11 protein-coding genes are annotated in these 14,531 nt (G+C 65.0%); 5 read left to right on the plus strand and 6 right to left on the minus strand.

Annotated elements, in window-relative coordinates; translation table 11 throughout:
• The first annotated feature begins 6 nt into the window (after positions 1-6).
• The 5 genes from LB541_RS05060 (at position 7) to LB541_RS05080 (ending at position 5,527) form a co-directional block, all read left to right on the plus strand.
• The gene (locus tag LB541_RS05060) at positions 7-891 is read left to right on the plus strand and encodes a transglutaminase N-terminal domain-containing protein (protein WP_140650974.1); all 885 of its coding nucleotides are present in this window, start codon (positions 7-9) and stop codon (positions 889-891) included.
• Positions 892-1,020: 129 nt separating this feature from the next.
• A complete protein-coding gene (locus LB541_RS05065) occupies positions 1,021-2,124 on the plus strand; it encodes a DNA topoisomerase IB (RefSeq protein ID WP_140584390.1) in 1,104 nt (367 codons plus the stop codon).
• 84 nt (positions 2,125-2,208) lie between these two features.
• Positions 2,209-2,583 carry a YciI family protein gene (locus LB541_RS05070; RefSeq protein ID WP_140496184.1) on the plus strand — a complete coding sequence of 125 codons (375 nt, stop codon included), beginning with the start codon at positions 2,209-2,211 and terminating at the stop codon, positions 2,581-2,583.
• Positions 2,580-3,842 carry an RNA polymerase sigma factor gene (locus LB541_RS05075; protein ID WP_140522297.1) on the plus strand — a complete coding sequence of 421 codons (1,263 nt, stop codon included), beginning with the start codon at positions 2,580-2,582 and terminating at the stop codon, positions 3,840-3,842. The genes LB541_RS05070 and LB541_RS05075 overlap by 4 nt, the downstream gene beginning before the upstream one ends.
• Positions 3,843-4,012: 170 nt before the next feature.
• Positions 4,013-5,527: an aldehyde dehydrogenase family protein gene (locus tag LB541_RS05080; protein WP_140566285.1), complete on the plus strand. Its 1,515-nt coding sequence runs from the start codon at positions 4,013-4,015 to the stop codon at positions 5,525-5,527.
• Between the two features lie 188 nt (positions 5,528-5,715).
• Here the strand turns inward: LB541_RS05080 and LB541_RS05085 are convergent, their stop codons facing one another.
• From LB541_RS05085 to LB541_RS05110, 6 genes are all read right to left on the minus strand, one after another.
• Complete coding sequence (locus LB541_RS05085) at positions 5,716-6,570, minus strand: hypothetical protein (RefSeq protein WP_140496181.1); 855 nt, start codon at positions 6,568-6,570, stop codon at positions 5,716-5,718.
• A gap of 382 nt (positions 6,571-6,952) precedes the next feature.
• Entirely contained in the window at positions 6,953-9,844 is a 2,892-nt protein-coding gene (locus LB541_RS05090; protein WP_224618011.1) for a nitrate reductase, read from the minus strand.
• A gap of 3 nt (positions 9,845-9,847) precedes the next feature.
• A complete protein-coding gene (gene nirD, locus LB541_RS05095) occupies positions 9,848-10,177 on the minus strand; it encodes a nitrite reductase small subunit NirD (RefSeq protein ID WP_140522291.1) in 330 nt (109 codons plus the stop codon).
• A gap of 211 nt (positions 10,178-10,388) precedes the next feature.
• Positions 10,389-12,839, minus strand: a complete 2,451-nt coding sequence (gene nirB / locus LB541_RS05100) for a nitrite reductase large subunit NirB (protein WP_140584387.1) — start codon at positions 12,837-12,839, stop codon at positions 10,389-10,391.
• Between the two features lie 20 nt (positions 12,840-12,859).
• Entirely contained in the window at positions 12,860-14,161 is a 1,302-nt protein-coding gene (locus LB541_RS05105; protein WP_140556650.1) for an MFS transporter, read from the minus strand.
• Positions 14,162-14,229: 68 nt separating this feature from the next.
• Positions 14,230-14,403, minus strand: a complete 174-nt coding sequence (locus LB541_RS05110; RefSeq protein ID WP_224618013.1) for a hypothetical protein — start codon at positions 14,401-14,403, stop codon at positions 14,230-14,232.
• Positions 14,404-14,531 lie beyond the last annotated feature (128 nt).

Here is a 14,531-nt window from a genome sequence, read left to right on the forward strand (position 1 = left end):
TCCGGCATGCTCTACGACATCAGGCTTCACCTTCACTACGACTACGCCGCCGTCGTCGGCGGCGGCCGTCACCAGGTCCGCGTGTTGCCGCCGACCATCGACGGCGTGCAGCGCGTCGTCGCAGCGTCGCTATCCTTCGCGCCGGCGCCAAACGAACGCTCGGATTTTTCCGATTTCTTCGGCAACAACGTCACCTCGATCGCCTTCCGCGACGCGCATGACGCACTCGACATCAGGATGAGCGCGCGCGTGGCGGTGTCGCGGCCCGAGCCCGGGCTCGACGTGTCGCCCGACCTTAGCCGGCTGCGTCAGGAGCTCGCCGCCGTGCGCTCGCTGGCGCCGGATACCCCCCACCATTTCCTGGCCGCCAGCGGTCACGCCGGCATCGATGCGGCGATTACCGCCTATGCGCGCGACAGCGTCGGCGGCTCCGCCGCCGGTACGGCGATGAACCTCTGCAATCGCATCCACCGCGATTTCACCTATGACAACGAGGCAACCACCGTCCGCACCAGGGCAGGCGATGCCTTCCGGCTGAAGCGCGGCGTGTGCCAGGATTTCTCGCATATCATGATCGCCGGCCTGCGCGGGCTCGGCATACCGGCCGGCTATGTCAGCGGCTTCCTGCGCACCATTCCGCCCAAGGGCAAGCCCAGGCTGGAGGGCGCCGACGCCATGCATGCATGGGTCAAGGTGTGGTGCGGGCGCGATGCCGGCTGGCAGGAGTTCGACCCGACCAACGGCATGCGGGCCTCCAACGATCACATCACCGTCGGCTATGGCCGTGACTATTCGGATGTCGCGCCGATCGTCGGCGTTCTCAAGACCACCGGCGGACAGGTCGGAGAGCAAGCCGTCGACGTTATTCCGGTGGTGCTGGAGAAGACCTGACGTCAGGCCTGCTTGCGCAAAGCGCCTTGCAGGGTTCCGCCCGACGTGGGTGGCCGCCGACTTTTCGGACAGGAATGGAACCAGTGCTCGGCCCAGAGGCTTATCTACGGGTGTTTCCGTGGGGCCAGCATGCTGCAGAAATCCGGATTGACTATCGACGGCGAGGCCGCACCAAAGAACGGCGCTCAGATCTCTGCCGAGGATGCCGCACTGATCTATGTCAGCGATACCGAGCCCGGTATCCGCCGACTGAAAGCGGGCAAGGGATTTTCCTACAGGGGACCTGACGGAAGGCCGGTCTCGGATGCCACCCGAGCGCGCATCGAGGCGATCGTTATCCCGCCGGCCTGGACGGATGTGTGGATCTCGCCCGAGGCGGACGGCCATATCCAGGCAACCGGCAGGGATCAGCGCGGGCGCAAGCAATATCGCTACCATCCGCGTTGGGCCGAGGAACGCGACAGCGCCAAATATTCGAGCCTTGTCGCTTTCGCCGAAAGTCTGCCGGAGCTTCGGCGCAGGATCGACAGCGACCTGCGCCGCCATGGCCTGCCGCTCGAACGCGTCGTCGCCGCGATCGTCTGGCTGCTCGACAACACCATGATCCGAGTCGGCAACGCCGCTTACGCCCGCGACAACAAGAGCTTCGGCCTGACGACGCTGCGGGACCGCCATGTCGACATCAAGGGATCGAGCCTGCGGTTCGCCTTCAAGGGCAAATCGGGCAAGGAATGGAAATTGAAGCTGGTCGATCGCCGCATCGCGCGAATCGTGCGGGGCGCGCAGGACCTGCCGGGCCAAAAGCTGTTCCAGTATCTCGATGAGGACGGCAACAGACACCCGGTGCGCTCCGAGGACGTCAACCGCTACATCCGCGAGGCCATCGGCGATGCATTCAGCTCGAAACATTTCCGTACATGGGGCGGCACCATTCACGCCGCGTCGCTGTTCGCGCAAACGGTGCTGCCCGACAGCCAGGCACAGCAGAAACGGGCGATGAACAGCGTCATCGACAGGGTCGCCGAGCGGCTGGGCAACACGCGCGCCGTCTGCCGCCAATGCTATATCCATCCGCAAGTCTTCGAAGCATGGCTGCAGGGACGGCTGCTTGCCGAAATAGCGGAAGCCAACAAGCGCAAACGGTCGATAGACGGTCTCGATGACGAGGAAGCGCTCGTGCTGCGATGGCTGAAGACGCACGAAAGCGGACCCGCGGCAACCAGCGGCCGCTGAATCCGCGGCGCCTCGATTTTTTTATCGACGCCGTGTCGGGATCGGTCCTAGTGTTTCGTCCTTTGACACAGAAGAGGACAAACCATGCTCTACGCGATCTTGTGCTATGCTTCCGAAGACGTCGTCTGCTCCTGGAGCAAGGAACAGGACGACAAGGTCATGGCCAACATTCTCGATGTCCAGCAGAAATACGCGGACGCCGGCCGGCTTGGCCCGGTGGCGCGGCTTTTGCCGACGACGGCGGCGACGACGCTGAGGAAGGTCAAGGGCGAATCGATCGTCATCGACGGGCCGTTCGCCGAGACCAAGGAACAGTTCCTCGGCTTCTACACGCTCGAATGCGCCGATCTCGACGAGGCGGTGGAGTTCGCGCGCGAACTTTCCGAGGTCAATCCGAGCGGCGGCTCCTACGAAATCCGCCCGGTATCCATCTTCAATCCCACTAGGGTCGCCGTATGACCGAACTTGCCTGGATCAGCTCAGCGATCAGCGCCGCCCGCCCGCAGGCGATGGGTGCGCTGCTGCGCTATTTCCGCGACCTCGATACGGCGGAGGAAGCTTTCCAGGACGCTTGCCTCAGGGCGCTGAAGAACTGGCCGCAGAACGGTCCGCCGCGCGATCCGGCGGCCTGGCTGATCTTCGTCGGACGCAACAGCGGCATCGACGCGGTGCGCAAGCGCGCCAAGCAGGCGCCGATGCCGGAAGAGGACCAGATATCTGATCTCGAGGACGCAGAGAGCGACATCGCCGAGCGGCTCGATGGCGCGCACTACCGCGACGACATATTGCGACTGCTGTTCATCTGCTGCCATCCCGACCTGCCGGCAACGCAGCAGATCGCGGTGGCGCTGCGCATTGTCTCCGGCCTTACGGTCAAGCAGATCGCGCGCGCCTTCCTGGTCGGCGAAAGCGCCATGGAGCAGCGCATCACCCGCGCCAAGGCACGTATCGCCGACGCCGGCGTGCCGTTCGAGACGCCGGGCGCGGTGGAGCGCTCGGAGCGGCTCGCCGCAGTCGCAGCCATGGTCTACCTGATCTTCAACGAGGGCTATTCGATCAACAGCGGCGAGGCGCCAGCCCGCGCGCCGCTGTGCGAGGAGGCGATCCGGCTGGCCCGGCTGCTGCTCAGGCTGTTCCAGACCGAGCCGGAGATCATGGGGCTGACGGCGCTGCTGCTTCTCCAGCATGCGCGCGCACCGGCCCGCTTCGATGCGGACGGAGAGATCGTTCTGCTCGAGGATCAGGACCGCAGCCTGTGGAGCCGCAAGATGATCGATGAGGGGCTGGCGCTGGTCGACAAGGCGCTGCGCCACCGAAAGCCCGGCCCTTACCAGGTGCAGGCGGCGATTGCCGCGCTGCATGCGCGGGCTGAAAAGGCCGAGGACACGGACTGGGTGGAGATCGACCTGCTCTACGGCCTGCTCGAACAAATGCAGCCGTCGCCTGTCGTCACCCTCAACCGTGCGGTTGCGGTCTCCAAGGTGCGTGGCCCGGAGGCCGCGCTCGCCATGATCGAGCCGCTGGAGCAGAGGCTTTCCGGCTATTTCCACTTCTTCGGCCTCAAGGGCGGGCTTTTGATGCAACTCGACCGGGGCGAGGAGGCGCGGGTCGCCTTCGATCGCGCCATCGCGCTTGCCAACACCGCGGCGGAAGCGGCCCATATACGCATGCACATCGACCGGCTGATGAAGGACAGCGCAGCGCGCACCGCAAGCTGACCCTGGTTCAATGGTCTGGCCCGGGCTTGGACCATGCCGGGGTGGCGATTTTTTCCTGAAACCGCTATTGGCACGCCAAGACAGCGCCACCCTGCGCCTGACCGCACAGGGAATGCACGGCGCAATGCTTGACCACGCCACATGAATGGCGGGATCTGAAAGGGACAGACATGACGATAGCGAAGGAAACCGCCGAGCTGCTGGCGAAACTGGGTGTTGCCAAGGAGGCGCTTGTCGGCGGCGACCTGATCGTGCGCAGCCCGGTCACGGGCGAGCAGATCGCGGCATTGAGCACGATCTCACAGGCCGATGCGGCCAGGACCATCGATGCCGCGCACAAGGCGTTCCAGGCCTGGCGGCTGGTACCGGGCCCGAAGCGCGGCGAGCTGGTGCGGCTGCTCGGCGAGGAATTGCGCGCGCACAAGGCCGAACTTGGCCGGCTGGTGTCGATCGAGGTCGGCAAGATCCCCTCGGAAGGGCTCGGCGAAGTGCAGGAGATGATCGACATTTGCGACTTCGCCGTCGGTCTTTCCAGGCAATTGTACGGACTGACCATCGCGACCGAGCGCCCAGGACACCGGATGATGGAAACCTGGCATCCGCTCGGCGTGGTCGGCGTCATCTCCGCCTTCAACTTCCCGGTCGCGGTGTGGTCGTGGAATGCGGCGCTGGCGCTGGTCTGCGGCGATGCGGTGGTATGGAAGCCTTCCGAAAAAACGCCGCTGACGGCGCTGGCCTGCGAGGCGATCTTCAAGCGCGCCGTCAAGCGCTTCGGCACTGATGCGCCGGAAGGGCTCGCGTCGGTGCTGATCGGCGACCGCGCCGTCGGCGAGATTCTGGTCGATCATCCCAAGGTGCCGCTGGTCTCCGCCACCGGCTCGACCCGCATGGGCCGCGACGTCGGCCCGCGCCTGGCCAAGCGCTTTGCACGCGCGGTGCTGGAGCTCGGCGGCAACAATGCCGGCATCGTCTGCCCGACCGCCGATCTCGACATGGCGTTGCGCGCGATTGCCTTTGGCGCGATGGGCACGGCGGGCCAGCGCTGCACGACGCTGAGGCGCCTGTTCGTGCATGACAGCATCTACGACGCCTTGGTACCGCGGCTGAAGAAGGCCTATCAGAGCGTCTCTGTCGGCAATCCGCTGGAGACGTCGGCCCTCGTTGGGCCGCTGATCGACAAGGCAGCCTACGAAGCCATGCAGAAGGCGCTGCAGGAAGCGTCCGCCCACGGCGGCAAGGTGACCGGCGGCACGCGGGTCGAGAATGGCCATCCGGACGCCTACTACGTGCATCCGGCGCTAGTCGAAATGCCCAGCCAAGTGTCGCCGGTGACCGAAGAGACGTTCGCGCCGATCCTCTATGTGATGAAGTATTCCGATTTCGACGCCGTGCTTGACGAGCACAATGCGGTGGGAGCGGGGCTGTCGTCGTCGATCTTCACCCGCGACCTGCAGGAGTCCGAGCGCTTTCTCGGCGTCGACGGCTCGGACTGCGGCATCGCCAATGTCAATATCGGCACGTCGGGCGCCGAGATCGGCGGAGCCTTCGGTGGTGAAAAGGAAACCGGCGGCGGCCGCGAGAGCGGCTCCGATGCGTGGAAAGCCTATATGCGCCGCGCCACCAACACGGTGAACTATTCCAAGGCGCTGCCGCTCGCCCAGGGTGTCTCCTTCGACATCGAGTGACATTGCGGGTTCCGGCTCGGGTGACCTTGCGCACCCGGGCCGTTCTGCGGCCTGAGGTTCACTGCTGAGGGCAGTTATGCTGTCATTCTTCGTATGGTGCTGACGTCCCGCCGCCGAGGCGGTTTTTTTGTTTCAAAGGATACACAGCGGCACGGACCGCCTTCATAGCCTGGGCAGCGGCGAGTCTCTCAGTGGTCGGTGGAAAAGCATGCTGCGAAGGCGGCATCCACGATGGCCAGCTTGGCGGCCTGGACGGTCATGTATTCCTGAAAGAAGCGGTGCGAGACCCACATCACGGAATTGCCGCGCTGGCCCAGCCAGCCGATGCTGCCGAGCGCCTCGGCATCGCGTAGTTTTCGGGCGAGGTGGGTGCGCGACAGTTTGAGCCAACTGGCGAATTCCGCCACCGAGACCACGCTGGTCGGAATCCGATCTAGGCCGGCATGGTCGGGGTCGATGCCGGACATGAGCCGATCCATGACGATGCCGCCATTGTTGAGCCAGATGAACAGGGAAAAGGTCTGGTTGGGTTCGCGCACCGGTTTGGACGAAAGCAGGCCGTCGGCCACGAGGGGCTGCAGGGCGGCGAGCATATCGGGCCGCTCCAGGTATCTCGCCAGCCGGTCCGCGCCGTCGAGTCGGTCAAGGGTCCGTAGATGTGCGTGCACCCATCCGGTGAATGTCCGCACCGTGTCCGCTGTCGGCTGCAACGGGTGGGTGCGCCCGTCTCCGCCCGCGACGTATTCGGCGATGCGGTAATTCAGCATCTCCTTGATGAAAGCGTCGGCGGTGTTGCGGCTGGCGACCTTGTGCTGATGCACGAACTCGATGAAGCGCGACACCGTCAACGCGGTGCGACGGTCGCCCGGGTCGCGCCTGAAATGCATGGCAAGGCCGACATGGCCCATCAGCCAGCGCTGCTGCGTGGCGAATATGGAAGCAAGCCGCGGGCTGGCTTCGTAGATGTGGATCAGCGCCAGCGACTGCTCCTGGACGTGGCGGTGCAGATCCGGATGAGCGGCTATGTCCTCGATGTCCAGCATCCGCCTCCTTCTGGTTGGCCAAGCTTACTGCGCTCCAAGAGCGGGTCGCGTCGAAGCGGATTCATGCGACGCGCTTTTGGCTTTTTTCGTGCATGTCGTCCTCCCAAAACCGAGGTTACTTTTGGGCGACATGCATTAAGACATTTTCAGCCTTGCGCTTTTGTGTCCAGATGAGACAGCTCGGACTAAAGTCCAGTTCTGTAGCCAATGATGGCGGCGAGACGTCGGCGGCAACCCACACGGCGGCAAGTACGGCGCGCTTAGCGATCTGGACAACCGCAGCTACGCCCCGGGTGTCGTCCTGCCGCCCGGCCATGATGGGCTGACGCGGGGTCCGCCGGCGCATACGCATCGGGAGGCCGCCGATGGCGGGTTCTGCCGCCTACTCGGCCGCCTGAACGCGATGTGCCTGGATGATGGCGCGGATCTCGGAGCGGCAGGAGCCGCAATTGGTGCCTGCCTTCAGCGCGGCGCCGATGGCTTCCACGTTCGTGCAGCCGGAAGCCACCGCCGCCGTGATCTGCTTGATCCCGACGTTGAAACAGGAGCAGACGGTCGCGCCGGCATCGGGCCGTTCGGCGCCGGCGCGGCCGGCGACGATGCGGAAGCGCTCGCGTTGGCTGGCATGGGCCTCTTCGAGCTGTTGCGTTGCCCATCCGCGCGACACGGCGACCGGGCCGGGAGCGACGAACAGGGCGCCCGCGAGCTGTACGCCATCGAAGGCGGCGATGCGATGCTGGCCGGCATCGCGGTCGTGATAGGCGAGTATTTCGGCATCGGTCGAGGCGCCGAACAGGGATTGGGCAAAAGTCGTCCAGTCGATTTTGTCGTCTGCAAAGGCGAGCTCGACCCGCCAGCCATCCCTGCAGCGGGCCACGGCCCAATAGTCGACGGCGATCGCTTCGGGCCTTTGTCGGGTCACGGCGAAGCCGAACGCCATCGCGGCGAATTTCTCGATGTGCACCGCGACGTGCTTCAGTGCCGGCTGGCCGGAAACTGGGTCGGTGAGTGGCGCGGTGAGCGTGTCGAGCCGGCCCTTGGCGGTGAACTGGTCCGTCCAGTGCATCGGCGCGAAGATGCTGCCCCGGCGCTGGCGGGACGTGATCAGCGCGCGCACGAGCACGGCGCCGCGCGGGCTGGAAACGCGCGCGATGTCGGCGTCGCCGATGCCGTATCGCGCGGCGTCGTCGGGATGAATCTCGACGAAGGGTTCGGCGATGTGCTGCGACAGACGCGGGCTTTTGCCGGTGCGTGTCATGGTGTGCCAATGGTCGCGGACACGGCCGGTGTTGAGGATGAGGGGGAATTTCTCGTCCGTGCGGGTTTCCGTGACAGGGCGGACGGCGATGAAGCGCGCCTTGCGGTCGGGCGTGTAGAAATTGCCGTCGGCGAAGAAGCGGGTGTTCGGTGGCCCTGCTTTATCGTTCTCCGGTTGGGGCTCAGCTTGAACGTTCCCCTCCGAGAGATGTCGAGCCCAGGCGCCCCCCTCTGTCCTGCCGGACATCTCCCCCTCTAGGGGGGAGATCGGCAGTTTTGTCGACGGCGCTCGTCCTGCGGTATCGGCGATTGGCGAAGGCCGTCGTGGCATCCAATCTCCCCGCTTGAGGGGGAGATGGCCGGCAGGCCAGAGGGGGGCGCCTGGGCTCGGCGCCGGCCATTGGAATGGCGCAAGCGCTTCGTAAGCTTTCTCATCGACACCGGCATACCAACCAATATCGAAATCGCGCGCGCCATCATTCTCGAAGCCCGACAGCGCCGCGTGCTCGGCGAATATCCCGGCCGGCGCGTCATAGGAAAACGCCTCGCCAAACCCCATCCGCTGCGCCACTTCGGCGATGATCCACCAATCTGGCCGCGCCTCGCCGGGCGCGGCCAGGAACGGGCGCTGGCGCGAGATGCGGCGCTCGGAATTGGTAACGGTGCCGTCCTTCTCGCCCCAGGCGGTGGCCGGCAGCCAGACATGGGCATGGCGCACCGTGTCTGTGTCGGCCTGCACGTCCGACACCACCACAAACGGGCAGGCCTTGATCGCTGCTTCGACGGCGTCGGCATCGGGCATCGAATCGACAGGATTGGTGGCGAGGATCCACAGCGCCTTGATCCGCCCGTCGGCGACCGCCCGGAACATGTCGACCGCTTTCAGGCCGGGCTTTTGCGCGATGTCAGGTGCATTCCAGAAGCGCTTCACGCGTTCGCGATGCCCCGAATTTTCAATCTCCATATGCGCGGCCAGCATGTTGGCCATGCCGCCGACCTCGCGTCCGCCCATGGCGTTGGGCTGGCCGGTGACCGAGAACGGCCCGGCGCCGGGCCTGCCGATGCGACCGGTGGCGAGGTGGCAGTTGGTGATGGCGTTGACCTTGTCGGTGCCGGACGACGACTGGTTGACGCCTTGGCTATAGACCGTGACGGTCTTGGCGGTCGCGGCGAACAGGCCGTAGAAGCGGGCGAGCTCGTCCTCGCTCAGGCCCGTGGCGGCAGCGATGCCGGCAAGGTCGAGTGCCGAGGCGGCGAAAAGGGCTTGTCCGAAGCCGGTCGTGTGAGCGGTGATGTAGGCGCGGTCGAGCGCATTGTGCTGGCCGAGCCAGGCGAGCAGGCCGGTGAACAGGGCGACGTCGCCATCCGGTGCGATCGCCAGGTGCATGTCGGCGATATCGGATGTCATGGTGCGGCGGGGGTCGACCAGGACTATCTTCATTTCCGGGCGCTTCTCACGCGCGGCAGCTATGCGCTGGTAGAGCACGGGATGGCACCAGGCGAGATTCGAGCCGACCAGCACGATGAGATCGGCAAGCTCCAGATCCTCGTAGGTTCCGGGCACCGTGTCGGAGCCGAAGGCGCGGCGATGGCCGGCGACCGAGGAGGCCATGCAGAGGCGCGAATTGGTGTCGATATTGGCCGAGCCGATGAACCCCTTCATCAATTTGTTGGCGAGATAATAGTCCTCGGTCAGCAACTGGCCGGAGACATAGAAGGCGACCGCATCCGGCCCATGTTCGGCAATGGTTTGCGAGAAGGTCGACGCGACAAGATCGAGTGCCTCATTCCAGGAGGCGCGGCGGCCGTGGATCTCGGGGTGGAGCAGCCTGCCGTCGAGGCCGATGGTCTCGACAAGAGCAGAGCCCTTGGAGCAGAGCCGGCCGAGATTCGCGGGATGGTCGGGGTCGCCGCGGACCGACACCTGTCCGTCCGCGGCGACCTTCGCCAGCACGCCGCAGCCTACCCCGCAATAGGGGCAAGTGGTCCTCACCTCGCGTGCTTCGCCAATCTGCATGGGTCAGGCCGCGCGGCTTGCCAGCGCTTCGAGCGCGATGAACAAACGCTCGCCCTCGATCTTCACCGGAATGGTGCGCACCGCGCCCTCGTCGGCGCCGAGCGCCTTGCCGGTCTCCAGCGAGATGACCCAATTGTGCAGGGGGCAGGTGACCGCCGCGCCATGCACGATGCCCTGGCTCAGCGGCCCGCCTCTGTGCGGGCAATGATCGTCGATGGCGAAGACCTGATCCTCGGCGGTGCGGAAGATAGCGATCTTGCCCTGCGGCGTGGCAACACAGCGCGCGCCCCGGCGGGGGATGTCGGACAGGGAGCCGATCGGTGTCCAGGTCATTGGGTCGCCTTTACTTGATACGAATGCGCCCAGGCGCCCCCCTCTGTCCTGCCGGACAATTCCCCCTCAAGGGGGGAGATCGGCAGTTTTGCTGATGGCGTCCGTTCTGCGAAGTTGGCGATTGGCAAAGGCCGTTGTGGCATCCAATCTCCCCCCTTGAGGGGGAGATGGCCGGCAGGACAGAGGGGGGTGGCTCGCGCGAACATCTCCATCACTCCGCCGCCTCCGCGAACCCGACCGAGGCCATCGGCCGGAACTCGTGCTTGTCCTTGCCTGACACGCGTTCCGACCACGGATCGACCTGGGCGAATTTCTGGGAAAAGACGAAGCGGTCGTAGAAGGCCTTGCGCTTGTCGCCATCGTTCATGATCTGGCGCTTGATCTCGGCGATGCCGACGCGCTTGGCCCATTTGTAGATGCGTTCGAGATAGCGGGCCTGCTCGCGGTACATCTGCGTCAGCGCCACGATATGCTCCAGCGCTTCGTCCTCGGTCTTGACCAGGCCAAGCACTTCGGTGCCCTTGATGTCGAGGCCTGCCGCACCCGCGAAGTGGATCTCGTAGCCACTGTCGACGCAGATGACGCCGACGTCTTTGCAGGTCGCCTCGGCGCAGTTCCTCGGACAACCCGAAACCGCCATCTTGACCTTGGCCGGCGTCCACGAGCCCCACATGAATTTCTCGATGCGGATGCCGAGACCGGTGGAATCCTGCGTGCCGAAGCGGCACCAGTCGGAACCGACGCAGGTCTTCACCGTGCGCAGACCCTTGGCATAGGCGTGGCCGGAGACGAAGCCGGCCTGGCCGAGGTCGGCCCACACCGCTGGCAGGTCTTCCTTGCGGATGCCCAGCATGTCGATGCGCTGGCCGCCGGTGACCTTGACCATCGGGATATCGAACTTATCGACGACATCGGCGATGGCGCGCAGTTCGGCGGCATTGGTGACGCCGCCCCACATGCGCGGCACCACCGAATAGGTGCCGTCCTTCTGGATGTTGGCGTGGACGCGCTCGTTGATGAAGCGTGACTGGTAGTCGTCGGCGTATTCGTCCGGCCAGTCGCAGACGAGATAATAGTTGAGTGCCGGCCGGCATTTGGCGCAGCCGCAGGAGGTTTTCCATTCCAGTTCCTGCATGATCGCGGGAATGGTCTTCAGCGCCTTGGCCTTGATCAGCCGGCGCACCTCGTCATGGCCGAGCGTCGTGCAGGAGCACATGGGCTGTACGGCGGCCGGGTTGTACTTGTCGCCGATGGTCAGCACCATCAGTTTTTCGACCAGCCCGGTGCAGGAGCCGCAGGAGGCCGACGCCTTGGTGTGCGCGCGCACGTCGTCGAGCGAAGTCAGCCCCTTGGCCGCGATCGCGCCCGTGATCTTGCCCTTGCAGACGCCGTTGCAGCCGCAGATTTCCGCATCATCCGGCAAGGCTGCAACGGCCGCCATAGGGTCCAGTGGGGCACCCCCCTGGTAGGACTGGCCGAAGATCAACGTATCGCGCATTTGCGATATGTCTGTTTGCTTCTTCTTGAGGTCGTTGAACCAGGCGCCGTCCGCGGTCTCGCCGTAGAGCACGGTGCCGATGATGCGGTCGTCCTTGAGCACGAGGCGCTTGTAGACGCCGGCCGCCGCGTCGCGCAGCACGATCTCCTGGCGGTCCTCGCCCTCTGCGAAGTCGCCGAGCGAGAACAGGTCGATGCCGGTGACCTTGAGCTTGGTCGGCGTGTCCATGTGGACAAAACCGACCGCCTCGTCGGCGGCGAGCTGGCGGGCGGCGACGCGGGCCATCTCGTATAGGGGGGTGACCAGCCCATAGATCTGGCCGTTGACCTCGGCGCATTCGCCGAGCGCGTAGATGTCCGGGTCGTTGCTGCGCATGCCGGCATCGACGACGATGCCTCTGTTGACGGCGATGCCCGCCTCCTTCGCCAGCGCTGCGTTCGGCCGGATACCGACGGCCATCACCACCAGCGTCGCGGGGATGACGGTGCCGTCGACGAGTTCGACCTGCTCGACCTTGCCGTTGCCCGTGATCGCCTTTGTATTGGCCTTGGTGACAACCTTGATCCCGCGCTGCTCGACGGCGCGCTGTAACAGATAGCCTGCCGCCGGATCGAGCTGGCGCTCCATCAGCGTCGGCATGACATGCAGCACGGTGACGTCCATGCCTTGCGCGTTGAGGCCCGCTGCTGCTTCCAGTCCGAGCAGTCCGCCGCCGATGACCACAGCCTTGGCGCGCGACTGGGCCGCGAGCATCATCGCCTGGACGTCGTCGAGGTCGCGATAGGTGAGAACGCCGGGCAGGTTGTGGCCGGGCACCGGGATGATGAACGGCACCGAGCCGGTGGCGATGACAAGCTTATCGTAGGGTTCGGTGACGCCGTGGTCCGACGTGACGGTCTTCGCTGCGCGGTCGATGGCGACGATCTTATGGCCCTTGTAGAGGGTGATGTTGTTGGCGATGTACCAGCCGTCGCCATGGATGATGATTTCTTCGTAGGCCTTCTCGCCCGAGAGGACCGGCGACAGCATGATGCGGTCGTAATTGACGCGCGGTTCGGCGTTGAAGATGGTGACGCTGTAGCGGTCCGGCGCCTGTTCCAGCAGGTGCTCCAGCATGCGCCCGGGGGCCATGCCGTTGCCGATGATGACGAGTTTTTGGGTCATGTTCCTAATCCGCTCCGGTGTCACTCTGCAGCATAGGAAAGGGTCGACGCCTTGGTTGATGCGGCCCGCCCCATCCGCCTGACGCTGACATGCATCCAGGCAAAGCAGGCGACGACGAGGACGAAGAGCAGCATGAAGCAACTCGACCAGACGCCGGTGAGATCGTTCAGCGCGCCAAAGGCGATCGGCAGGATGAAGCCGCCAAGGCCGCCGATCATGCCCACGACGCCGCCAACGGCCCCGACGCTCTGCGGATAGTAAGCCGGGATATGTTTGTAGACGGCGGCCTTGCCGAGGCTCATGAAGAAGCCGAGCACGCAGGCGACGGCGATGAAGGCGAGCGGGCCGATCTCGAAATGGAAGGCGATCGGCCCGCTGATGCCGCGCACCACATAGTCTGCCGAGGGGAGAGACAGCACCAAGGTCGCGACGGCACAAACGGAGAAGGTCCAGTAGAGTACGGTACGAGCGCCGACGCGGTCGGACAGCACTCCGCCATAGGCGCGGAAGATGCTCGCGGGAATCGAATAAGCCGCGCCGATCATGCCGGCGGTCGCCAGCCCGAAGCCGTAAACGCCGATCAGGTAGCGCGGCAGCCACAGCGACAGCGCCACGAACGCACCGAAGGAGAAGAAGTAATAGAAGGCGAAGCGCCAGACCTGCGGGTTCTTCAGCGGCGCGAATTCCTGCCAGAAGCTCCTCGCAGGCGTGGTCTTGCCGGCGCGGCGCTCGCGAATCACGGGATCGTCGCCGGTCGTGAACCAGAAGATGGCGGCCATGATGACGAGTGCTGCCGCCCAGATCAGCGCGACCGATTGCCAGCCCCAGGCGAGAAGCACGAAAGGCGCCAGGAATTTGGTGACAGCGGCGCCGACATTGCCGACACCGAAGATGCCGAGCGCCGTGCCCTGCCTGCCCGCCGGGAAGAAGCGCGAGACATAGGCGACGCCAACGGCGAAGGAGCCGCCGGCAAGCCCGACGCCGAGTGCAGCGATCAGCATCTGTCCGTAAGTGTGCGCAAAAGCGAGCAGGAAGGTCGCTACCGCCGCAGCGAGCATGGTGGCGGTGTAAACCAGCCGTCCGCCATAGCGGTCGGTCCAGACGCCGAGCACCATGCGCACGAGGGAGCCGGTGAGGATCGGCGTGCCGACGAGCAGGCCGAACTCCGTCTCGTTCAGCCCAAGTTCCTGCTTTATGCGCACGCCGATGATGGAAAAGATCGTCCACACCGCAAAGCAGACTGTGAAGGCGATGGTGGACATCAGGAGCGCCTGCCGGGGGGCATTGTCCTGGCTGGGCGCGGCTGGGAGGATTGCGGTCATGTCAGGCTCCGGTTTGCGATAGAGAAGCACCGCGCGTGTTTTCTTGATCGATGGTCAGCGGCGCGGCATCAGCGCGGCGAGCTTGGCGCGTTCACTTGGGCACCTTTGCCCTCGGCCACGGCGCCAACCGGGAACAGCATCTTCGCTGCGACGAACAGTGCCGCCGCCAGCGCGCTGCTGGCGACAAAATCGCGGCGCGTGAAATCCTTGAGGGTTGTTCCAGTTCCGATCCGTTTCGTCATCGTCGTCTCCGGTTGGGCGCTGCCTGGGACCAGCACCGTCGATTGCGTGTTCGGCCAAACAAAAAGCCGCCGGCCAGGTCTTCGCGTCCGGGAATCCGGATCGCGTCTTGACCTGAGCGGCAGCTTTG

Source organism: Mesorhizobium sp. BR1-1-15, assembly GCF_020165475.1.
In the GTDB taxonomy this organism is placed as follows: Bacteria; Pseudomonadota; Alphaproteobacteria; order Rhizobiales; family Rhizobiaceae; genus Mesorhizobium.